General features: G+C 71.8%; 19 protein-coding genes and 2 tRNA genes. 17 read left to right on the forward strand and 4 right to left on the reverse strand.

The window, feature by feature from the left end:
• Nucleotides 1-9: 9 nt before the first annotated feature.
• Nucleotides 10-2,256, reverse strand: a complete 2,247-nt coding sequence (locus AB0E77_RS18070) for a bifunctional glycosyltransferase family 2 protein/CDP-glycerol:glycerophosphate glycerophosphotransferase (protein ID WP_361571416.1) — start codon at nucleotides 2,254-2,256, stop codon at nucleotides 10-12.
• A gap of 329 nt (nucleotides 2,257-2,585) precedes the next feature.
• On the opposite strand from AB0E77_RS18070, the gene galE reads away from it, so the two are divergent.
• The 6 genes from galE to AB0E77_RS18100 all read left to right on the forward strand — a co-directional run bounded on the left by galE (nucleotide 2,586) and on the right by AB0E77_RS18100 (nucleotide 8,998).
• Nucleotides 2,586-3,557 (forward strand): UDP-glucose 4-epimerase GalE, encoded by a 972-nt coding sequence (gene galE / locus AB0E77_RS18075; RefSeq protein WP_361571418.1) that lies wholly within the window; start codon nucleotides 2,586-2,588, stop codon nucleotides 3,555-3,557.
• A 482-nt stretch (nucleotides 3,558-4,039) separates the two neighbouring features.
• The gene (gene proB / locus AB0E77_RS18080) at nucleotides 4,040-5,143 is read left to right on the forward strand and encodes a glutamate 5-kinase (protein WP_361571420.1); all 1,104 of its coding nucleotides are present in this window, start codon (nucleotides 4,040-4,042) and stop codon (nucleotides 5,141-5,143) included.
• Between the two features lie 135 nt (nucleotides 5,144-5,278).
• Entirely contained in the window at nucleotides 5,279-5,791 is a 513-nt protein-coding gene (locus tag AB0E77_RS18085) for a hypothetical protein (RefSeq protein WP_361571423.1), read from the forward strand.
• A 61-nt stretch (nucleotides 5,792-5,852) separates the two neighbouring features.
• A complete protein-coding gene (locus tag AB0E77_RS18090) occupies nucleotides 5,853-7,139 on the forward strand; it encodes a glutamate-5-semialdehyde dehydrogenase (protein WP_361571427.1) in 1,287 nt (428 codons plus the stop codon).
• Nucleotides 7,140-7,271: 132 nt separating this feature from the next.
• The gene (locus tag AB0E77_RS18095) at nucleotides 7,272-7,841 is read left to right on the forward strand and encodes a hypothetical protein (RefSeq protein WP_361571430.1); all 570 of its coding nucleotides are present in this window, start codon (nucleotides 7,272-7,274) and stop codon (nucleotides 7,839-7,841) included.
• 86 nt (nucleotides 7,842-7,927) lie between these two features.
• Nucleotides 7,928-8,998, forward strand: a complete 1,071-nt coding sequence (locus AB0E77_RS18100) for a hypothetical protein (RefSeq protein ID WP_361571432.1) — start codon at nucleotides 7,928-7,930, stop codon at nucleotides 8,996-8,998.
• Nucleotides 8,999-9,023: 25 nt separating this feature from the next.
• Here the strand turns inward: AB0E77_RS18100 and AB0E77_RS18105 are convergent, their stop codons facing one another.
• The gene (locus AB0E77_RS18105) at nucleotides 9,024-10,142 is read right to left on the reverse strand and encodes a M48 family metallopeptidase (RefSeq protein ID WP_361571435.1); all 1,119 of its coding nucleotides are present in this window, start codon (nucleotides 10,140-10,142) and stop codon (nucleotides 9,024-9,026) included.
• Nucleotides 10,143-10,285: 143 nt separating this feature from the next.
• Here AB0E77_RS18105 and AB0E77_RS18110 point away from each other — a divergent pair, with 143 nt between their 5' ends.
• The 10 genes from AB0E77_RS18110 (at nucleotide 10,286) to AB0E77_RS18155 (ending at nucleotide 15,549) form a co-directional block, all read left to right on the forward strand.
• On the forward strand, nucleotides 10,286-10,447 hold the full coding sequence (locus tag AB0E77_RS18110) for a hypothetical protein (protein ID WP_189227842.1): 162 nt from the start codon (nucleotides 10,286-10,288) through the stop codon (nucleotides 10,445-10,447).
• 145 nt (nucleotides 10,448-10,592) lie between these two features.
• Entirely contained in the window at nucleotides 10,593-10,757 is a 165-nt protein-coding gene (locus tag AB0E77_RS18115; RefSeq protein ID WP_094057638.1) for a hypothetical protein, read from the forward strand.
• Between the two features lie 50 nt (nucleotides 10,758-10,807).
• On the forward strand, nucleotides 10,808-11,494 hold the full coding sequence (gene nadD, locus AB0E77_RS18120) for a nicotinate-nucleotide adenylyltransferase (protein ID WP_361571438.1): 687 nt from the start codon (nucleotides 10,808-10,810) through the stop codon (nucleotides 11,492-11,494).
• Nucleotides 11,495-11,510: 16 nt separating this feature from the next.
• Nucleotides 11,511-13,322, forward strand: coding sequence for a LytR C-terminal domain-containing protein (locus tag AB0E77_RS18125; RefSeq protein WP_361571441.1), 1,812 nt, complete (start codon nucleotides 11,511-11,513; stop codon nucleotides 13,320-13,322).
• Between the two features lie 96 nt (nucleotides 13,323-13,418).
• The gene (gene rsfS, locus AB0E77_RS18130) at nucleotides 13,419-13,865 is read left to right on the forward strand and encodes a ribosome silencing factor (RefSeq protein ID WP_361571443.1); all 447 of its coding nucleotides are present in this window, start codon (nucleotides 13,419-13,421) and stop codon (nucleotides 13,863-13,865) included.
• The gene (locus AB0E77_RS18135) at nucleotides 13,862-14,533 is read left to right on the forward strand and encodes a histidine phosphatase family protein (RefSeq protein ID WP_361571446.1); all 672 of its coding nucleotides are present in this window, start codon (nucleotides 13,862-13,864) and stop codon (nucleotides 14,531-14,533) included. Before rsfS ends, AB0E77_RS18135 begins: the two co-directional genes overlap by 4 nt.
• A 133-nt stretch (nucleotides 14,534-14,666) precedes the next feature.
• Nucleotides 14,667-14,739: transfer RNA gene (locus tag AB0E77_RS18140), tRNA-Ala, on the forward strand.
• Nucleotides 14,740-14,952: 213 nt separating this feature from the next.
• Nucleotides 14,953-15,126 carry a hypothetical protein gene (locus tag AB0E77_RS18145; protein WP_361571448.1) on the forward strand — a complete coding sequence of 58 codons (174 nt, stop codon included), beginning with the start codon at nucleotides 14,953-14,955 and terminating at the stop codon, nucleotides 15,124-15,126.
• Nucleotides 15,127-15,129: 3 nt separating this feature from the next.
• Nucleotides 15,130-15,363: a hypothetical protein gene (locus tag AB0E77_RS18150; RefSeq protein WP_003976229.1), complete on the forward strand. Its 234-nt coding sequence runs from the start codon at nucleotides 15,130-15,132 to the stop codon at nucleotides 15,361-15,363.
• Between the two features lie 113 nt (nucleotides 15,364-15,476).
• Nucleotides 15,477-15,549 (forward strand) — tRNA-Ala (locus AB0E77_RS18155).
• A 55-nt stretch (nucleotides 15,550-15,604) separates the two neighbouring features.
• Here the strand turns inward: AB0E77_RS18155 and AB0E77_RS18160 are convergent.
• Both AB0E77_RS18160 and AB0E77_RS18165 read right to left on the reverse strand, forming a co-directional pair.
• Nucleotides 15,605-17,215 carry an NADH-ubiquinone oxidoreductase-F iron-sulfur binding region domain-containing protein gene (locus AB0E77_RS18160; protein ID WP_361571451.1) on the reverse strand — a complete coding sequence of 537 codons (1,611 nt, stop codon included), beginning with the start codon at nucleotides 17,213-17,215 and terminating at the stop codon, nucleotides 15,605-15,607.
• Nucleotides 17,212-18,447 carry a ferric reductase-like transmembrane domain-containing protein gene (locus AB0E77_RS18165; RefSeq protein WP_361571454.1) on the reverse strand — a complete coding sequence of 412 codons (1,236 nt, stop codon included), beginning with the start codon at nucleotides 18,445-18,447 and terminating at the stop codon, nucleotides 17,212-17,214. Before AB0E77_RS18165 ends, AB0E77_RS18160 begins: the two co-directional genes overlap by 4 nt.
• 549 nt (nucleotides 18,448-18,996) lie before the next feature.
• On the opposite strand from AB0E77_RS18165, the gene leuS reads away from it, so the two are divergent.
• The gene (gene leuS / locus AB0E77_RS18170; RefSeq protein WP_361571457.1) at nucleotides 18,997-21,876 is read left to right on the forward strand and encodes a leucine--tRNA ligase; all 2,880 of its coding nucleotides are present in this window, start codon (nucleotides 18,997-18,999) and stop codon (nucleotides 21,874-21,876) included.
• Nucleotides 21,877-21,952: the final 76 nt, after the last annotated feature.

Raw genomic sequence — 21,952 nt, forward strand, 5'->3', positions numbered from 1 at the left:
TACCTCTGGTTAAAGAACGGATATCGGGTCGGACGCGGCGACGTCCGGGCCGGGCGGCGGAGCGGGCACACGTTCGTTCAATGGCACGATCGGCGGCAGGTCCGCAAGCGGCTCACCGAGGAAGACGTGCCGAACGACGCGTTCGGCTGCGTGCCCGTCGTCGAAATCACAGAAACGTCGACGGAACCGGGCCCGCGCCTCGGTGGCGCGGTCGTCGCGCCACCCCTCGGTGCGGAGCAGGTCGGTCAGTTCCTCCTGCGTCGTGGCGACGGCGCCCGGAGGCTGCCGCAGCACGTCGAAGTAGGTACCGCGGACCACGGAGTAGGTGTCCCAGTCGTCGGCGAAGACGACGATGGGACGGTCCAGGTTGGCGTAGTCGAACATGGCCGACGAGTAGTCGGTGATCAGCGCGTCGGAGGCGAGGTACAGCCGCTCCACCGACGGGTGCTCCGACACGTCGACGATCCGCCCGGCGGACTTCAGTTCGGAGAGCCGGGAGGTGCCGCCGTAGAAGTAGTGGCCGCGCACCAGCAGCGTGACGTCCGGGCCCAGCCGTTCGGCGAGCCGCTCCAGGTCCAGGCGGGGCACGAACCCGCTCTGGTACTCGCGGTGCGTGGGCATGTAGAGGAACGCCGTGGTGCCCGGGCGCAGCCCCAGGTCCTCGCGGGCCGCGCGCACCTCCTCGGCACCGGCGGTGAGCAGGATGTCGTTGCGCGGGTAGCCGGTCTCCAGCGTGGTGTACGCGCTGGGGTAGACCCGCTCCCACACGCTGGTCGTGAACCGGTTGGAGCTGATGCTGAAGTCCCAGCGGTCACAGCGCTGCAGGAGCTTGGCGAAGTCCATCCTCGTGGACGCCGGGTACTTCTGCTGGTCCAGGCCCATGGTCTTGAGCGGGGTGCCGTGGTGGGTCTGCACATGGATCTGGCCCTCGCGCTTGACCACCGTGTCCCCGAAGTTCACGTTGTTGACGAGGTACTTGGCGCGCGCCACCGCGGCCCAGTAGGCCCGTGAGCCCACGCGTACGTACTCCACCCCCTCGGGCACGTGCTTCACCGCGTCGGCCCGCACGGCCCACACCCGGCGGATGTGGGGGGCCAGCCGGCCCACCTCGGCGTCGATGGCCGCGGGGTTGCAGGAGACGCTGCGGCTCCAGTAGGCCGAGAAGACCGCGAGGTTCTCGTCCAGCGGCAGTCGCAGCTGCGAGCGGTAGAAGACCTCCATCGCGCCGCGCTTGGACCGGCCGAGCGTGCTGCGCGCGCGGCTGCGCACGCCCTGCCGCAGCCGCAGCGCGGTCAGCGCGCTCGCCATCACGGGATACGAGCCGCGGTGCAGCAGCGCGTACTTGTGGCGGCGGGGGCCGGCCGGCGGCTCGAAGCCCTCGGGCAGGCGCGCGCGGTAGTCGGCGGCGGCCTGCTGGAAGAACTCCGCACGGGCGTCGCGCGGCAGCCGGCCCGGGCGCTCCAGGATGGTCAGGTAGTGGTCGGCCATCTTGCGGAACAACGGGGCGCGCCAGCGGTCGAGTTCCGGGTGCTCGTCGAGGAAAGCGAAGACCCGCCGGTACTGGGCGAAGACGTCGAAGTGCTTGCGGCTGACCGTCTTGAGGATGTTGCCGCCCTCGCGGCGCTGCCGGTACAGGACGCAGACCCGGTCCAGTACGGCGATCCGTCCGGCGCTGATCATCGAGCCGAACGTCCAGGGGGCGTCCTCGTAGTACCCGGGCGGGAAGGTGAGGCCGGCCCGGGTGACGAAGTCACGCCGGTACGCCTTGTTCCAGACTATCTGCAGCAGGTCGAGCAGCTGGGGCCGGTCGGCGAGGGGGAACGCGTCGGGGCCGTCCTGCGTGAGCAGGTCCGCCCGCGCGTTGCGGCGGACGCTGCCGTCCCAGTAGGTGCGGGCGTAGTCGTAGACCAGGATCTCGGGATTCCCGGTGGCCTCGAGACGGTCCGCTATCGCTCTGAGCGCTCCGTCGGACAGCGTGTCGTCGCTGTCGAGGAAGAGGACGTATTCACCCCGGACCTTTTCCAGTCCCGCGTTGCGCGCCCGCCCCAGGCCCACATTCTCCGTGAGATGAATCACATGAATGCGTTCGTCCCGCTGTGCGTATTCATCGAGAATGGCGCCCGATCCGTCCGGCGAACAGTCGTCGACCGCGACGATCTCGAAGTCCGTGTAGTCCTGACCCAGCACGGAGTCGAGGCACTCGGGGAGGTACCCCCGCACCTTGTACACGGGAACGACGAGAGAGAGCTTGGGCATCCTTACAACCTGTTCCGAGACTGGACCACGGGAGCGCGGGCTGGGACCGGAGCACGCTCCGAGCGTCGGGAGGCCCGAGCGCGCCGCCGCATCAGCGTAAAGGATTCACATGAAGTTTCCGTGGGCACGGTGGCCGGCCGGCGCGGGCCGCGCACCGCACGGAAAGCGGGGCGGCGGCGGGGCGGCCGGGCCGGGCGGCGTCAGGTTTGAACTTCCTCACGTTCGATGCGGATGCACCGTTTCTGGCTTCTGTCCTTTGTGCCCGACTCGATTTTCCGTTGCGCACGGACGAGTCTGCATCTCGAGACGGAAATCAGGGAGGCATGAGGATGAGCTGGCTGGTCACGGGCGGAGCCGGATACATCGGTGCGCATGTGGTGCGCGCCCTGGTCGACGGCGGTGAGAGCGTGGTCGTGTACGACGACCTGTCCACCGGCCGCGCCGACCGGGTGCCCTCGGGCGTGCCGCTGGTGGTCGGCAGCGTGCTGGACGGTCCCCTGCTGGAGAGCGTGATTCGTGACCATGCTGTGACAGGCGTGGTGCACATCGCGGCCAAGAAGCAGGTGGGCGAGTCGGTCGAGCGGCCGCTCCACTACTACCGCGAGAACGTCACGGGCCTGCAGACCCTGCTGGAGGCCATGACGGCCGGCGGCGCCGGCCGTCTCGTCTTCTCCTCGTCCGCCGCGGTCTACGGCATGCCGGACGTGGACCTCGTCACCGAGGACACGCCCTGTCTGCCGATGAGCCCCTACGGCGAGACCAAGCTGGTCGGCGAGTGGCTGATCAACGCCGCCGCCCGGGCCCACGGCATCCGCGCCGCCTCCCTGCGCTACTTCAACGTGGCCGGCGCGGCCGGTCCCGAGCTGGCCGACACCGGCGTCTTCAATCTCATCCCCATGGTCTTCGAGCGCCTGGAGGCGGGCGAGGCCCCGCGCGTCTTCGGCGACGACTACGCCACGCCCGACGGCACCTGCGTCCGGGACTACATCCACGTCCAGGACATCGCCTCCGCCCACCTCGCGGCGGCCCGGCGCCTGGCGGACGCCCCCGAGGGCACGGCGCTCACCCTCAACATCGGGCGCGGTGAGGGAAGTTCGGTCCGGGAGATGGTGGACCGCATTCTCAAGGTGGCCGGCAAGGAGGACGTCGTCCCGCAGGTGACGGAGCGCCGGCCCGGCGACCCGGCCCGCGTCGTGGCCTCGGCCGACCGTGCCCGCGAGGAACTGGGCTGGACCGCCCGCCACGGCCTGGACGACATGATCGACTCGGCCTGGCAGGGCTGGCGCCACAACAACGGCTGAGCGCGCACGCCGGTGCCGACGACGGCTTCGGGTGACGGGGCGTTCTCAGTGGCCGCCCCCGGTGGCGGCGGCCCGTCGGCCCTGTGGGGCGGCGCCGTCCTGTGACGCGTCGGCGACAGCAGCGGCCCTTCTGGGCGGTGCTTCACCGGGGCGGACGCTCTGCCGTCTGCCGTCTGCCGTCTGCCGTCTGCCGTCTGCCGTCTGCGGTCTGCGGTCTGCCGTCTGCCGGCGCCTCGTCCCGCGCCGGGGCGCCCGCCGGCTTCTGCGTCGCGCGGAGCTCCGTCCTGGGCCGGGAGCGTTGGGGTTCCCCGGTGGCACCCTGTGCGGTGCGCGGAGTCTTGGCGGGGAGCCGCCGGCTCTGTCCGCAGCCTGGACCGTGGCGCGGTGGGGGAGCCGCTTCGCGTAGATTGCCTGGCGGGCGCCCGGACCGGCGCCGTAGAGGCGAGAGGGCAGACGGCACAGTGGCAGGGGCAAGGCAAGCCGTGGGCGAGGCCCGCAGGATCGTCGTCAAGGTCGGCTCCTCGTCGCTGACCACCGCGGCGGGCGGCCTGGACGCCGACCGCGTCGACGCGCTCGTCGACGTCCTCGCCAAGGTGCGCGGCGCCGACAAGGAGGTCGTCCTCGTCTCCTCCGGCGCCATCGCCGCCGGCCTCGCCCCGCTGGGCCTGCGCCGCCGCCCGAGGGACCTGGCCCGGCAGCAGGCCGCCGCCAGCGTCGGCCAGGGACTGCTGGTGGCCCGTTACACCGCATCGTTCGCCCGTCACGGCGTCCGCGTCGGCCAGGTGCTCCTGACGACCGACGACATGAGCCGCCGCTCCCAGCACCGCAACGCCTCCCGCACCCTCGACAAGCTCCTCGCGATGGGCGCGTTCCCGATCGTCAACGAGAACGACACCGTCGCCACCGACGAGATCCGCTTCGGCGACAACGACCGGCTCGCCGCCCTCGTCGCCCACCTCGTCCGCGCCGACCTGCTGGTGCTGCTCTCCGACGTCGACGGCGTCTACGACGGCGACCCGAGCCGGCCCGGCACCTCGCGGATAGCGGAGGTACGGGGCCCGGCCGACCTCGCCCACGTCGAGATCGGCAGCGCCGGCAAGGCCGGGGTCGGCACCGGCGGCATGGTCACCAAGGTCGAGGCCGCCCGCATCGCCGCCGCCGCCGGCATCCCCGTGGTGCTGACCAGCGCGGTCCACGCCGCCGACGCCCTGGCCGGCGGGGACACCGGCACCTACTTCCACGCCACCGGCAAGCGCTCCACCGACCGGCTGCTCTGGCTCCAGCACGCCTCCGCCCCGCGCGGGGCGCTCGTGCTGGACGACGGCGCCGTGCGCGCGGTGGTCCAGGGCCGCAAGTCGCTGCTGCCGGCCGGCATCGCCGGCGTCGAGGGCGACTTCGCCGCGGGTGACCCCGTGGAGCTGCGGGACGGCGAGGGGCACCCGGTGGCCCGGGGCCTCGTCGGCTTCGACGCCAAGGAGATCCCCCGGCTCATCGGCCGCTCCACCCGGGAGCTGGCGCGCGAGCTCGGGCCGGCGTACGAACGCGAGGTCGTACACAGGGACGATCTGGTGATCCTGCATCCGTAATAGGTCGAAACGTCCCCGAATCGGCGGTGGACGTTCCGCAAAACCGCCACAGGATCTCTCGCGGCCTGCTCAACTTTCCTCAGGGACACGCCCGGCCGACCGCCGGGCCCAGCCGTGTGCGTGAAGGAGGCCGTCGTGAGCGGAGTGCGCCCTGGGACGGCGGCGTCCCGCGGTGGTACCGGCTCCCGGGGCGGCAGCGGACCGCGTGCCACCGGCGCCCGCGGCGGCGCCCGCGCGGCCGGCGAGGAACGCGCCCTGACGAGCGTCGCGGCCGGCGACCGCTTCCGCGGCGAGGAGCCGCCGCACACCCCGCGCCTGTGGCACGTCACCCTCAGCGTCTCCGGCGCCCGCGCCCCGCTCCCCGAGGTGCGCCGCGCCCTGGAGCAGCTCGCCCACGACCACCCCTTCCTGCTGACCAGCCGCTACGCCGACGACCACGCCGAGATCCGGTACTGGGAGGAGGCCCGCGACCTGCACGACGCCGCCGCCGTCGCCCTGCGCCTGTGGGGCGAGCACCGGCAGACCGCGGGACTGCCGCCCTGGGAGATCGTCGGCCTCGAGGTCATCGACCGGTCGACCTACCACCAGCGCATCGCCGCGGGCTACGGACCCGCTCCCGCGACCCCCGTCGGCGTTCACCCGTTTTGACCCATCTCGCGGTGTGGGACGGCCGGTGAACGGCCCCGTCCGGCCTACTACGCTTCCCTCCATGACCACGCTCTCGCCGTACGACTCGATGTCCCCGGTCACCCGGGCCGCCTACCGGGCCAAGGCCGCCGCGGCCGACCTCGCGCCGCTGCCGCGGGCCGCGAAGGACGACGCCCTGCTCGCGGTCGCGGACGCGCTGGAGGTCCGGACGGGCGAGATCGTGGAGGCCAACGCCCAGGACGTCGCCAAGGCCCGCGCCGCCGGGACCAGCGAGGCGATCATCGACCGGCTCACCCTGACCCCGGAACGGGTCCGCGCCATCGCCTCCGACGTCCGCGACGTCGTCGCGCTGCCCGACCCGGTCGGCGAGGTCGTGCGCGGCTCCACCCTTCCCAACGGCATCGACCTGCGCCAGGTCCGGGTGCCGCTCGGCGTGGTCGGCATCATCTACGAGGGCCGGCCCAACGTCACCGTCGACGCCGCCGCCCTCTGCCTCAAGTCCGGCAACGCGGTGCTTCTGCGCGGCTCCTCCTCCGCCTACCAGTCCAACACCGCCCTGGTGCGGGTCGTCCGCGACGCCGTCGGCGGGGCCGGCCTGCCCGCCGACGCCGTGCAGCTGGTGCCCGGCGAGAGCCGTGACAGCGTCCGCGAGCTGATGCGCGCCCGCGGCCTGGTCGACGTGCTCATCCCGCGCGGCGGCGCCTCGCTGATCAACACGGTCGTCCAGGAGTCCACCGTCCCCGTCATCGAGACCGGCACCGGCAACTGCCACGTCTACGTCGACGCACAGGCCGACCTCGACATGGCCGTGGACATCCTGATCAACTCCAAGGCCCAGCGCGTCAGCGTCTGCAACGCCGCCGAGACCCTCCTCGTCCACCAGGACATCGCCGCCGCGTTCCTGCCCCGCGCCCTGGACGCCCTCGCCGAGGCCGGCGTCACCGTGCACGCCGACGAGCGGGTCATGGCGCACGCCGAGGACACCAAGGCGACCGTCGTGGAGGCCACGCCGGAGGACTGGGAGACCGAGTACCTGTCCTACGACATCGCCGCGGCGGTCGTGGACTCCCTCGACAAGGCCGTCGAGCACATCCGGCTGTGGACCTCCGGCCACACCGAGGCCATCGTGACGACCTCGCAGCAGGCCGCCCGCCGCTTCACCCAGCTGGTCGACTCCACCACCGTCGCCGTGAACACCTCCACCCGGTTCACCGACGGCGGCCAGTTCGGCTTCGGCGCCGAGATCGGCATCTCCACGCAGAAGCTGCACGCCCGGGGCCCGATGGGCCTGCCGGAGCTGACCAGCACCAAGTACATCGTCACCGGCGACGGACACGTACGGCGCTGAGGCGCACGCCGGGGGCATATGTGAACGGCACGCGCCCCACCGGGCGCCACTGATCCGAACGGGGCATCTCACCCACCGGATGAATTTCCCCGCCGTCTGCCCAAATCGACCCCCCAGGTCTACTCTGGACCCGTGCCGGAGGACGTGGGGGGTAGGCCGTTCCCTGACGGCTGGGAGCCCGACGACGAACACGACCGCGGGGTGTCGGACGAAGAGTTCGCCTCCGTGGTCTTCGACGAGGCCTTCGTACAGGCGGCCGCGGTGCACGAGCCGACCGCCGTCGAACGCCTCCTGGCCGCCGCCGAGGCCAGAGCCGAGGCCACCGAGGCCGAGGCGGCCCGCCGCGGCCGCTCCAGAGCCGAGCGCTATGACGACGGGTACGGCGATTTCGGCCATGATCCCGACCTCGACGACCCGGACGACTACCGCGACCTTCTGGACCGCCCGTACGGCGCACCACCGGCCTCCGGCAAGCAGGTCCGCTGGCACCGGCCCGTCGCCTGGATGCTCGCCCTGGTGATGGGGGTCGGCATGGTCGCGCTGGCCTTCGCGGCGGTCTACCGGGGCGCATCCTCGGGCAGCAGCCCCGAGCAGGTGCCGCCGCCCGCCTCCACCGGACCGGAACAGGGCGGCAGGGTGACCCCCTCGGCTTCCGCCGACTACTCCGCACCCCCGGTCCCGGTGATCCCGCGCACTCCCTGACCTGCCGGTTCCGGCGGCCCCGAGCTGTCCCAACTTGACCTGTGCCACCGCGTTTACGCGACTCGCCCCGGACCTACCCTGAAGGTATGGCAGGAGGGCTGGGCGACCCGCCCGGAGGGACGCCCGAGGGCGCTCCCGGAGGCGGAGAGGACGAGTACCGATCCGTCGTCTTCGACGAGTCGTTCGTCCGCGCTGCCCGCATCCAGGAGTTCTCCGCCCAGGAGCGCATCGCCGACCACGCCCCCGCCGTACGCCGCCGCCCGCCGCTGCGCCGGGGCCTGTCCCGGCAGGTGCTGTTCCTCTTCGTGCTGATCACCCTCGCCTTCGGCACCGCGGTCTACATGGGCGTACGGCACCCGTACCAGAGCCCCGCCGCACGGCCGGCCTCCGAGCAGGTGCGGATGACCGTCGTCCCGCTCGCCCCCCGGGCCAAGGTCCCCGGCGCGGGCGATGCCGCCTATCTGTACGCGCACAGCCCCGCCGCGCCCTTCGCGGCCGGTGCCGAGGGTGTGCCGCTGCCCGGCGCCCGGCGCACCGCGCACTTCTCGGACGACCAGGTGCTGAACGCGCTGACCACCGCCAAGAACTACATCGTCCGCTCGGCGCTCGACCCGGAGGTGCTCGGCGGCGGCGACGTCCGCTCCGTGCGGGTGCTGCTCGACCCCGAGCAGCTCGGCCAGTTCGACGAGAGCTTCGCCCACCCCGCCGCCGACGGCCGGCACGCGCCCACCGGATGGCTGGTGCGTTTCGACCCCTCCCGGGCCGAGCTGGCCGGCGACGAGATCAGGGCGCGGGGCAGCATGACGGTGGGCGAGAGCGACGCCTCCACCCTGGAGGTAACCGCCGACCACATCTTCGTCTACGCGCTGCGGCCGGCCGGGGACGCGCGGGCCGAGGTGTCGCTGTTCACCGTCCGGCGCGAACTGCAGTTCCGCTTCGACCGGGACGACCTGCGGCTGCACCAGACACAGCTCGTGGCCTCCTCCGTGCAGGCGGGGCCGCTGTCCTGCGCCGAGGACTCCGCCAACCACCTGCGCCCGCTGCTCGCCGGGCAGACCGCCAAGGCCGGCGGCCCGGCCGGCACCGACCCGTACCGCACGGACGGCACCGCGGCCGTGTGCGGCACCCTGGCGCAGGCCGCCCAGCCGGCGGGCTGAGCCTCACGGCGTCCCGGCGGCGGGCTCAGGCGCCCTCGTGCGGCGGACGGTCGTCGGGCGTCTCCGGGCCGCGCGGCCCCGCGGCGCCCTCCCCGCCGTTCGCACCCTTCGTGAAGCCGCCGAAGCCCCGCCGCATCCGGTCGCCCAGATCACCGGCGCCGCCCGCGATGTCGTTGACCAGCTTCATCAGCGGGTCCTTGGAGCCGCGCACATGGGTGGCATAGCTGGACGCCGACTCGCGGAAGGAGTCCCGGACCGAGGCGTCCTTGTCCTCGTCGCGGCGCGGGTAATGGCCGTCCATGATCCGCTGATAGTCCCGGGAGGCCTCCCACTTCTTCAGTTCGGCGGCCCGCACCGTGGTGAACGGGTGCGTGCGGGGCAGCACGTTCAGGATCTTCAGCACGGAGTCGCGCAGGTCGCCCCCGGCCTCGTACTCGTCGGCCTGCTCCAGGAACGCGTCCACGTTCATCTCGTGCAGGTGGTTGCCGCCGGCGATCTTCATCAGGCCCCGCATGGACGCCTGGAGGTCCTGGCCGACCAGCAGCCCCGCACGGTCGGCGGACAGCTCCGACTTGCGGAACCACTCGCGCAGCGCGGTCACCACCGCCATGATCGCCACATTGCCCAGCGGGATCCAGGCGACCCGGACCGCGAGGGAGGTCAGGAAGAGCAGGATCGTCCGGTACACCGCGTGACCGGAGAGCGCGTGCCCGACCTCGTGCCCGACGACGGCCCGCATCTCCTCCTCGTCCAGCAGCTCCACGAGCCCCGTGGTCACCACGATGATCGGCTCGTCCAGGCCGATGCACATCGCGTTCGGGACCGGGTCCTGGTTCACGTACATCGGCGGGACCTTCTCCAGGTCCAGGATGTAGCAGGCGTCCCGCAGCATGTCGTTCAGATGGGCGAACTGGCGGTCCGAGACGCGCACCGAGTCGGACAGGAACAGCAGCCGCAGGCTCCGCTCGGGCAGCAGGCCGCTCAGGGCCTTGAACACCGTGTCGAAGCCGCTCAGCTTGCGCAGCGCCACCAGGGCACTGCGATCGGCCGGATGCTCGTAGGCACGCGAGGAGATCCCCGGGAAGCGCCTGCGCTGCCTGCCCGGCACCTTCTCGTGCCCGTTGTGCTGGTGGCCGTCGGACATGTCTTCCCCCATGTGCGTCTGTGAGGCCCTGTTCGTGGGAAAGGCCCTTTGCGAACCCTTGTGCGCCCCTTTGCGCCCCCGGAGCCGATCTCAGCCTAGGCGGAGATACCGTGGACGGGCAGTACAGCGAAGGAGTCACCGTCATGGAGCACACCCCCCACACCGCCTGGCTCGCCGAAGCGGCGACCGCGGCCGAGCAGCAGGGGGCGGGCAATCTGCTCCGGGTCGTCCTGATCGTGATGGTGCTGGGCTGTGTGCTGACCGCCTGGTTCCTGCTGCGGGGGTACAAGCGGAAGGACGACTGAGGCGGGGCGAAGGTTCCCCCGGCACGGCCGCCGGGCCGCCGTGGCCGTCCCCAACGGCGGAGTCGGCGTGATCGCCCGCGGGGCGCCCGCATACGATGAGCCGCGACGTCCTTATCCCGCCCACACCTGATAGGTCCTGCCGAAGATGAGCTTCCACAGCACTGCTGCCCAGTTGGTCACTCTCGCTGCCGAGGGTGAGGAGCACGGCGGCAACCACGAGAGCCTCAGCCCCTACCTCACCGGCGGTGCCGCGCTGTTCATCCTGCTGCTCCTGCTGTGGATCACCACGCGCTTCAACCGCGACCGCTGAGCACGAGGCGGGATCTGGAGGCCCGGGCCGGGCCGGTAGGGTCTGCACGCATGGGAGAGCAGGACATGCCTACCGGTCCGGCGCACGACGCGGCGAGAGGCACACAGGACCGCTCGTTGCCCGCCCCGGGCAACGGCGCGGCGCGCTCGGGCAGGCGTCGCCTCGGCGTCATGGGCGGCACCTTCGACCCGATCCACCACGGGCACCTCGTCGCGGCCAGTGAGGTCGCCGCCCAGTTCCACCTCGACGAGGTGGTGTTCGTCCCCACCGGGCAGCCCTGGCAGAAGAGCCACCGCACGGTCTCCGCGGCCGAGGACCGGTATCTGATGACGGTCGTCGCCACCGTCGAGAACCCCCAGTTCTCCGTGAGCCGCATCGACATCGACCGCGGCGGCCCCACCTACACCGTGGACACCCTGCGCGACCTGCGCGCGCTCAACCCGGACACGGACCTGTTCTTCATCACCGGCGCCGACGCCCTCGCCCAGATCCTCACCTGGCGGGACAGCGAGGAACTGTTCTCCCTCGCGCACTTCATCGGCGTCACCCGGCCCGGCCACACCCTGACGGACGCCGGGCTTCCCAAGGGCGGTGTCTCGCTCGTCGAGGTCCCCGCCCTCGCCATCTCCTCCACCGACTGCCGTGCGAGAGTCGCCAAGGGCGACCCCGTCTGGTACCTGGTGCCCGACGGAGTCGTGCGCTACATCGACAAGCGCCAGCTGTACCGCGGCGACTGAGCCGAGAGGGGCACCGGTGAACGACCCATACGACGCGGAATACGGCGACGGCCAGTCCGTCCCGTACGAGCTCGTCGGCTACGACGAGTACGGCCGGCCGGTGTACCGCCAGGCCGAGGCCCCGGGCCGGCCCGGGGCCTCGCAGCAGCCGTACGACCCCTACGCGCAGCAGTCCTACGGACAGCAGCCGTACGGTCAGCAGGAGCACGGTCAGCAGCAGTACGGCGAGCAGCAGTACGGACAGCGGCAGGACCCGTACGGGCAGGGCTACGGCTACGACCCGTACGCCACCGGCGCACCGGGGACCGCCGCGCCCTACGACCCCTACGCCGGTCCCGGCGGCCAGGACACCGGACAGCAGCCGCCCGTCCCCGGCGCCGGCCACGGCCCGTACGGCCGCCACGCCGCGCAGTCCCCGTACGACCCGTACGGCCAGGCCGCGACGAGCGGCCGGCAGCCGCGCGTCGCCGAGCAGACCGCCCGCATCCCGCAGCAGGCCGGTCCGCCCGACGCGCCGGACGCCGCGGGAGCCGGCGAACCGGAGCCGGAGCGGGAGTACCGGACCGAGCAGTTCGCCTTCGTCGAGGAGCCGACCGACGACTCCGAGGACGTCATCGACTGGCTCAAGTTCACCGAGAACCGCACCGAGCGCCGCGAGGAGGCCCGGCGCCGCGCCCGCTCGCGCGTCGTCGCCCTGGTCGTCGTCCTGGCCCTCGTCGCCGTCGGCGGCGTCGGCTACCTCTGGCACGCCGGGAAGCTGCCCGGCCAGTCCTCGTCGGACTCCAGGACGGGCGGCACGACCGCGGCGGGCGCCCAGAAACGCGACGTGATCGCCGTCCACCTGCACGACACCGCCAAGGGAGGCACCTCCACGGCGCTGCTCGTCAACAACACCACCACCCGGAGGGGCACCACCGTACTGCTGCCCAACTCGCTGGTCCTGACCGGCGACGACGGCACCGCCACCACGCTCGCCAAGTCCGTCGGCGACGACGGCCCCGACGCCACCCGGACCGCGCTCGACTCGGCCCTCGGCACCGACATCGAGGGCAGCTGGCGGCTGGACACCCCCTTCCTGCAGATCCTGGTGGACCTGGTCGGCAACATCGAGGTCGACACCGACGCCGACGTGCCCGACCCGGCCGCCAAGGACAAGGGCGCCGCGCCGCTCGTGCACAAGGGCGCGAAGCAGACCCTCAGCGGCAAGACGGCCGTCGCCTACGCCACCTACCGCGGCTCCGGGGAGTCCGCCGACGCCCAGCTCCAGCGGTTCGGACAGGTCCTGCACGGCGTGCTGCGCAAGATGTCCTCCGACCCGCAGGGCGCGACGACCACGGTGCAGACCCTCGGCCTGGTCCTCGACCCGCCGCTGACCGAGAGCGACCTCGGCACCTTCCTCGCCGGGCTCTCCGAGCTCGCCAAGGGCGGCGACTTCACGACCACGCTGCTCCCCGTCGGCAGCGACGGCCGGCTCAGTGCCGAGACCGGTGACGAGGTCGTCAAGGACGTCCTCGGCGGCACGGCCAAGAGCCCCGACGAGGACGCGGCCGTCAGCGTCGCCGTCCGCAACGCCACCGGCGTCGAGGACCGCACCGGCAAGGCCCGCGTCACCCTGCTCAACGGCGGCTTCACCTTCGTCGAGGGCGGCACCGCCTCCGGCACCCAGGCCACGTCGCAGGTCCTGTACGCGGACGCCGCCGACAAGGAGAACGCCGTCCAGGTCGCCAAGACCCTCGGCCTGCCCGACGGGTCCGTCACCCAGGGCAAGGTAGCGGCGAACGCCGACGTCTCGGTGGTCCTCGGCCAGGACTACGAGCCGGCGACCTAGCCCTGTCGTCCGGGGGCCACCGGTGTCATCCCGTGGGGCACCGTCGGCGGTCGTGAGACCCTTGAGGTCAACCGACCGCCGACCGAAAGCCACGCAGTGACCGCGACCGACCGCTCCATCGAACTCATCAACACCGCCGCGCAGGCGGCAGCCGACAAGCTCGCGCACGACATCATCGCCTACGACGTCAGCGACGTGCTGTCGATCACGGACGCCTTCCTGCTCGCCTCCGCCCCCAACGACCGTCAGGTCAAGTCGATCGTCGACGAGATCGAGGAGCGGCTCAGCAAGGAACTCGGCGCCAAGCCGGTCCGCCGCGAGGGCGACCGCGAGGCGCGCTGGGTCCTGCTCGACTACGTCGACATCGTCGTCCACGTCCAGCACAGCGAGGAGCGCGTCTTCTACGCCCTGGAGCGCCTGTGGAAGGACTGCCCCGAGCTGGAGCTGCCCGCCGACGCCAAGGAGACCCGCGGCAAGGCGGAGGAGCACGCCCGGCTCCAGGCCGCCGAGGAGGCGACGGAGACCGACGGGGACTGGCGATGAGCGCCCCCGGCGCGGCGGCGGCCAGGGAACCGGGCCGCGGCAGACGCGTCATCCTGTGGCGGCACGGCCAGACCTCGTGGAACGTGGAGCGCCGTTTCCAGGGCTCCACGGACGTCGGGCTCACCGAGACCGGCGTCGCCCAGGCCCGCCGCGCCGCCCGGCTGCTGGTCAGCCTGGAACCCGACGCGATCGTCGCCTCCGACCTCAGCCGGGCCGCGAACACGGCGGCCGAGCTCGCCGCGCTCACCGGCCTCGAGGTGACGCTGGAGGAGGGCCTGCGGGAGACCTACGCGGGTGTCTGGCAGGGCCTGACGCACGAGGAGATCATCGCCAGGTACGGCGAGGAGTACGCGGCCTGGAGGCGCGGGGAGCCCGTCCGCCGCGGCGGCGGCGAGCTGGAGACCGAGGTGGCCGACCGCGCCGCCCCCGTGGTGCTCCGGCACGCCGAGAAGCTCCCGGAGGACGGCACCCTCGTCGTGGTCAGCCACGGCGGCACCATCCGCACCACCATCGGACGTCTTCTCGGGCTGGAGCCGCACAGCTGGGAGAGCCTCGGCGGCCTCACCAACTGCTGCTGGTCCGTCCTGGGCGAGGGCGGCCGCGGCTGGCGCCTGCTGGAGCACAACGCCGGCACGCTGCCCGAACCGGTGCTCGGCGACGACGACTGAGCCGGGCGCCGAGCCACTGTCGGTGGGCCTCGGGACCCGGATTTCACTTTCCGGCAGGTCACAGGCTAAAGTTCTTCTTGTTCGCCCCGCCGAGCGGGGCGAAACACCACACGGCAGTGCCGAGTGGCAGCAAGGGGCTATAGCTCAGTTGGTAGAGCGCCTGCATGGCATGCAGGAGGTCAGGAGTTCAATTCTCCTTAGCTCCACAGCCCACGGACGAATCCCGTCCCCCTCGGGGGGCGGGATTTTTCGTTGTGTCCGCCGTTGAGCAACCGCGCCCCCGCGGGCGTATACGTCCGTGAGGCCCCGCGCGGGGCCCGTGTCCGGACCGGTACCGAGGCGTCGCTGACCGTATTGGTCCGGTCGTGGCAGAATCAAACGGCCGGAAGGGGACCGCGGCCCGACGGGAGGGAGTGGCGATGCCTGCGAGCATCCTCGAGGAGGTCGGTCACCTCCTCGATGGAGTGGTGACGCGGAGAGTGGCCACCCGTCTCAGCTGCCCTTCCTGCGGTTCCGCGCACGTCGCCCAGGTCCTCGGGGACAACGGCGGCGTCTCCTACGTGTGCACGGCCTGCGGCCACAGCTGGAGCTGACCGATGGGTGCACACAGGCGGAAGTGCGACTGGTGTGGCAGCGGCACCCCGATCGTGCGGGACATGGAGCCGGTCAACCCGGACTACCAGTACTGGTGCGAGGAGTGCGCGCGGGCGCTGATCATAAAGGGCGACCCCATCGAGACCTACCGCGAACTCGAGGGCGAGCCGATCTACGGCCGGCTCCTGGAGGAGCACTGCACGCTCAAGCGGTTCTACTCGTTCGTGACGGCGTAACGACCGTCACATAAGGGCGAACCGGGCAAATCGGAAACGATTTGGTGTTGGGCCCGGGGGACCGTGTAATGTTGGCGTCGCCGCCGGGGAAACCGGGCGGAACGCAGGAACAAGGGGCTATAGCTCAGTTGGTAGAGCGCCTGCATGGCATGCAGGAGGTCAGGAGTTCAATTCTCCTTAGCTCCACAGGAAAACCCCCCGGATCACCGATCCGGGGGGTTTCTTCGTGTCCGGCTCCCGCTCAGCGTCCCAGCGCCCGGCGGCCCCTGCCCTGGGAGAGCACCGGCAGATTGGCGCGCGGCGACGGCGCCTGCCCGCGGGTGTCCTCCTCGATGCGCAGGGCGAGCGCCGGGCAGCGGCGCACGGCGCGCACCGCCTTGGCCTCCGCGAAGCGCGGCACGTCCGCCTGCGCCACCGTCGGGAAACCGTCCGCGCCGAGCTCGAAGACCTCCGGCAGGATGTCCGCGCACAGGCCGTGGCCCCGGCACAGCGTCCAGTCGACGTAGATCTTCTGGCGGCTGGGGCCGTTCTCCTCCCCGCCGCCCGGGACGCCCGTCGGGGACGTGCCGCCCTCGAAGAGCGGCAGGACGCCCTCCACGGGCCGTCCGCAGCCGTTGCCGAGGACGTGGGCGGCCAGGTCGTCCGTGAACGCCTTGACGGTCGACTCCAGGAACATCGCCGACCCGTCCGGGTGCGAACAGGCGCCGCGCCGTTTGACGTTCCTGGCGACCTGCTTGAGCGCCTCCAGGGCGGCCGGGCCGCCGCCGTTCAGGATGTCCTCCATGCCGCGCGCCGCGGCCGGCAGACCGAGGTAGCAGGGACCGCACTGGCCCGCGCTCTCCTGGGCCAGCCACTGCGCCACCCGCAGCGACTCGCCCAGCGGGCAGGTGTCCTGACCGATCGGCAGGATCGCGCCCGCGCCGAGCGAGCCGCCCACCTGCTGGAGCGAGTTGCGGGAGACGATCGCCTCGTCGACGGTCGTCGCGTCGATCCACTTGCCGTGGTAGCCGCCGGTCAGCACCCCCTGCGGCACTGGCGGGGCGCCGGCCAGCTGGAGGACGTAGCGCAGCGGCACACCGGTGGGCACCTCGATCACCATCGGCCGGGCCACCGCACCGGAGACCGTGAGCATCACGGTGCCCGGCTCGTCGTACAGGCCGGTGTTGCCGTAACGCTCCGGGCCGATGCGGGCGGCGATGGCCAGCTGGGCGAAGGTCTCGGCGTTGGACAGCAGGGTCGGTGCGCCGCCGACGCCGCTCTTCGACGCGCTGACCTTGCGGCCCGGCGGGATCGCCGGGCCGCCGTCGATGGAGCGGATCAGCGAGGCCGCCGCGCCGGTGACCATCCGCACCGGATTGCGCTGCACGCGGGCGCGCAGGGCGGAGCGGCGGCCGTTGCTCAGGCCGCGCTCGGCGAGCGCGGCCTCCATGGAGCGCTGCGTGGACTCGCGGGTCACCCCGATGACGAGCGTGCGGGCGCCCATGGCCTCGGCGCACAGCAGCGCGCCGTCCAGGATCAGGTGCGGGGCACGGTTGATCAGCACCGTGTCCTTGCGGCAGGCGGGTTCGTCCTCGCTGCCGTTGACGACGACGACCGGCCGCACCCCGCGCTTGATCGCCGATTCGGCGACCGAGCGCAGCTTCTTGTGGAAGGGGAAGCCGGCGCCGCCGCGGCCCCTGAGATTGATGCGCTCGGCGAGCTGCGCGAGCTGCTCGCCGCCCAGGGGTTCGAGCGGCCCGTGCACCTTGAGGTGCATGGGCAGATCCAGTCGTTCGACAAGGTCGAAGCCCGACGTGAGCTGGGGAAGGCCGACCACGCGGACTTCGGGGACGTCGGGCAGGGCCTCGTTCACCAAGTGCCTCCGGAAGGCGTGTTCCAGGGTTCGCCCGAACCCGGTGCGTCGAAGTCGCGGGACCTGGAGGACGCACCGGGGGTCGGTTCAGTGGCGGGACCGCTGTTGTACGTGTCGTGCGGGTTGTACGTGCCGTAGGTGCCGTTCGTCTCACCGGTGTCGTACACGTCACGTCCGCCGTAGCCGGACGTGCCCGGATTGCCATAGGTTGGGATGGTGTGTCCGGTGTCCTGGAGCGGGTCGTAGGCCGACGGAGGTGCCTCGCCGACCGGGGGCGGCGACGGGACCGGCCAGCTGCCCGCGGTGCTCGCGCCGCTGTCGGCCGGCGGCATCGCCTCGGTGGGCCGCAGGTCCGGCGGCAGCTCGGTCAGCGGCCGCTGCCGCGCCCTGGGGGAGCCGGAGACGGCGCGGTAGGCCGCGGCGAAGCCGTTCGGCGGCTCCTGCGGCGGGGGAGCGAGGCGCTCGGCGGACTCGTACAGCGGGGCGGACGGGGACGACGCGCCCGGTGAGGAGGGCGCGAGGCCTCCGCGGCCGGGCGGTGTGGCACCGGCCGCGACCCGCGGACGCTGCTCCGCGGCCTCCTCCCGGGGCGTCCGGCCCTCCGCCCCGCGGCCCTCCGCGCCGAGGAACCCGGAGATCTTCTCGGCGACCCGGCGCTTGACCGGGGCGGGGGCCGCGCGCAGCGCCAGGGCGGCCATCACGCCGAGCAGCGAGAGGCCGTACAGGATCATGAAGAGCGGCTTCGCCGCGCGACCCGCGTAGAGCCCGTGCAGCAGGGCGGCGCACCAGGCCGGATAGGCCAGCATGTGCATGGCCCGCCAGCGGGCGGCCACCGGGGCGGGTGAGGCGAAGCGGCTGCGCAGGGCGCCGGTGATGCCCACGAAGATCATGAGCATGCCCGCCAGGGTGCCGAGGCCGATCAGGAAGCCCCGGCCGCCGAACGCCTCGTCCTCCGACGCCAGGAGCCCGAACGGGATCACCGCGGCGACCCACGTGGTGTGGTCCAGCAGCAGCTTGACCACGACATGGATCAGGAGGAACACGATCGAGGCGACGGCGGTGTTCCGGTGCACCGCCTGGGCCAGGATCCGCCGGCGCGTGTCGAGGACGATCCGGTCCTGGGCGACCAGTCCCCAGATCACCGAGCAGCTCAGGAGGACGAGCGAGAGGACACCCGCGCCGAAGTTTAGGAACTGGGCGAAGGTGTCGTCCGCCGTGCTGTCGTTCGTCACCGCGGCACACCTCCGCGCGTCACGGCGACGGGGGAGGGGGACGGACTGTCACTGCCGGGGTCGTGCCGGGGAGGGGAGAGAAGGTTCATGGGGGCAACTCCGAAGCGGTTCGGGAAGGCGGTCCCGCAGCCGCACTCTAAGTCGCGCCGTACTCGTGGGTATGGGGTTTGAGTTATTGCGTTGTTATCAAATGACAATGCGCTCGTTGCGATGCCCCTTAGTGGTCGTTACGCGAAGTAACCTTTGACCTTGGTTCAGGTTTCGCGCGGAATCCGGCGGGTCACCGGCCGGTTCCGGGGCGCGTCGGCGCGGCCGGGGAAGCCCGTCGCGGCCCGATCGGCGACTGCGGTACCCTGACGCCATGCGTGCCGTACGCCTTCTGCTTAGCGAGCCGCGCTGATCAGTCCCGGCCCCGGTCGTAGTCCGGTGGCCGGAATCGGCGCGGCGTCCCCTCCTGTGCGAGGGGATTTTTCATTTCCCGGCAATCGCAGCCGCTGGTCATGGATGTCGCAGCCGCTGGCAGAGACGATCGATGGAGCTTTGAGGATCATGAGCGAGACGAACCCCGCGGCGACCGCCCCCGTGTCGGCGGACGCCGCGCCGCACCGCTACACGGCTGCCGTGGCCGCCGAGATCGAGGCACGCTGGCAGGACTTCTGGGACGCCGAGGGGACGTACGCCGCGCCGAACCCCAAGGGTGACCTGGCGGGCGACCCGGAGCTGGTCGCCAAGCCCAAGAAGTTCATCATGGACATGTTCCCGTACCCCTCCGGTGCGGGACTGCACGTCGGCCACCCCCTGGGGTACATCGCCACCGACGTCTTCGCCCGCTTCCAGCGGATGACCGGCCACAACGTCCTGCACACCCTGGGCTTCGACGCCTTCGGCCTGCCCGCCGAGCAGTACGCCGTGCAGACCGGCACGCACCCGCGGGTGTCGACCGAGGCCAACATGGAGAACATGAAGTCCCAGCTGCGCCGGCTGGGCCTGGGGCACGACAAGCGCCGGTCGTTCGCCACGATCGACCCCGAGTACTACAAGTGGACCCAGTGGATCTTCCTGCAGATCTTCAACTCCTGGTACGACGAGGAGGCGAAGAAGGCCCGCCCGATCTCCGAGCTGGTCGCGCAGTTCGCCTCCGGTGAGCGCGCGCTGCCCGGCGGCCGCTCCTGGAGCGGGCTGACGGAGGCCGAGCGCGCCGACGTCCTGGGCGAGTACCGCCTGGCCTACGCCTCCGACGCGCCCGTCAACTGGTGCCCCGGCCTGGGCACCGTGCTGGCCAACGAGGAGGTCACCGCCGACGGCCGTTCCGAGCGCGGCAACTTCCCCGTCTTCAAGTCCAAGCTGCGCCAGTGGAACATGCGCATCACCGCCTACGCCGACCGGCTGCTGGAGGACCTGGACGCGCTGGACTGGCCCGAGGCCATCAAGCTGCAGCAGCGCAACTGGATCGGCCGCTCCGAGGGCGCCCGCGTCGACTTCCCCGTGGACGGCGAGCGCATCACCGTCTTCACCACCCGCCCCGACACCCTGTTCGGCGCGACCTACATGGTGCTGGCGCCCGAGCACCCGCTGGTCGAGAAGTTCACCCCGGACGCCTGGCCCGAGGGCACCCACCAGGTGTGGACCGGCGGTCACGCGACCCCCGCCGAGGCCGTCGCCGCCTACCGCGCGCAGGCCGCCGCCAAGTCCGACGTCGAGCGCCAGGCCGAGGCCAAGGACAAGACCGGCGTCTTCATCGGCGCCTACGCGACCAACCCGGTCAACGGCGAGCAGGTCCCGGTCTTCATCGCCGACTACGTCCTGATGGGCTACGGCACCGGCGCGATCATGGCCGTGCCCGCCGGCGACCAGCGCGACTTCGAGTTCGCCCGCGCCTTCGAGCTGCCCATCACCTGCATCGTCGAACCGACCGACGGCCGCGGCACCGACACCTCGACGTGGGAGGACGCCTTCGCCTCCTACGACGCGAAGATCATCAACTCCTCGAACGACCAGATCTCCCTGGACGGCCTGGGCGTCGCCGACGCCAAGGCACGCATCACCGAGTGGCTGGAGCGCACCGGCACCGGCGAGGGCACCGTCAACTTCCGCCTGCGCGACTGGCTGTTCAGCCGCCAGCGCTACTGGGGCGAGCCCTTCCCGATCGTCTACGACGAGGACGGCATCGCCCACGCCCTGCCCGAGTCGATGCTGCCGCTGGAGCTGCCCGAGGTCGAGGACTACTCGCCGCGCACCTTCGACCCGGACGACGCCGACACGCAGCCCGAGACCCCGCTGTCGCGCAACGAGGACTGGGTCAACGTCACCCTGGACCTGGGCGACGGCCCCAAGAAGTACCGGCGCGAGACCAACACCATGCCCAACTGGGCCGGTTCCTGCTGGTACGAGCTGCGTTACCTGGACCCGCACAACAGCGAGCAGCTGGTCGACCCCGAGATCGAGCAGTACTGGATGGGCCCGCGCGAGGGCCTGCCGCACGGCGGTGTCGACCTGTACGTCGGCGGCGCCGAGCACGCCGTGCTGCACCTGCTGTACGCCCGCTTCTGGTCCAAGGTCCTGTTCGACCTGGGGCACGTGTCGTCGGCCGAGCCGTTCCACAAGCTGTTCAACCAGGGCATGATCCAGGCCTACGTCTACCGGGACAGCCGCGGCATCGCGGTGCCGGCCGCCGAGGTGGAGGAGCGCGACGGCGCCTACTGGTACCAGGGCGAGAAGGTCTCCCGGCTGCTGGGCAAGATGGGCAAGTCCCTGAAGAACGCCGTCACGCCCGACGAGATCTGCGCCGAGTACGGCGCCGACACGCTGCGCCTGTACGAGATGGCGATGGGCCCGCTGGACGTCTCCCGGCCGTGGGACACGCGCGCGGTGGTGGGCCAGTTCCGGCTGCTGCAGCGGCTGTGGCGCAACGTCGTCGACGAGACGACCGGTGAGGTGACGGTCGTCGACGCCGAGCCCGACGAGGACACGCTGCGCGCCCTGCACAAGGCGATCGACGGCGTGCGCGGGGACCTGGAGGGCATGCGGTTCAACACCGCCATCGCCAAGGTCACCGAGCTGAACAACCACCTGACCAAGGCGGGCGGCGCCGTACCGCGCTCCGTCGCCGAGGCGCTGGTGCTGATGGTCGCGCCGCTGGCCCCGCACATCGCCGAGGAGCTGTGGCGCCGGCTGGGCCACACCGACTCGGTCGTCCACCGGGACTTCCCGGTCGCCGACCCGGCGTACGTCGTGGACGAGACGGTGACCTGCGTCGTGCAGATCAAGGGCAAGGTCAAGGCCCGGCTGGAGGTCGCCCCGTCCATCTCCGACGAGGAGCTGGAGAAGGCGGCGCTGGCCGACGAGAAGGTCGTGGCCGCGCTGGACGGGGCCGGGATCCGCAAGGTCATCGTGCGGGCGCCGAAGCTGGTGAACATCGTCCCGGCGTGACCGGCTCCTGACGGGCCGAGCGCTCGGGGTGGTCCCCTACGGGCAGGTTCGGGGTTCTGTCGGAACCCCGGGCCTG

This window comes from Streptomyces sp. NPDC032940 (genome assembly GCF_040636935.1).
Taxonomy (GTDB): domain Bacteria; phylum Actinomycetota; class Actinomycetes; order Streptomycetales; family Streptomycetaceae; genus Streptomyces.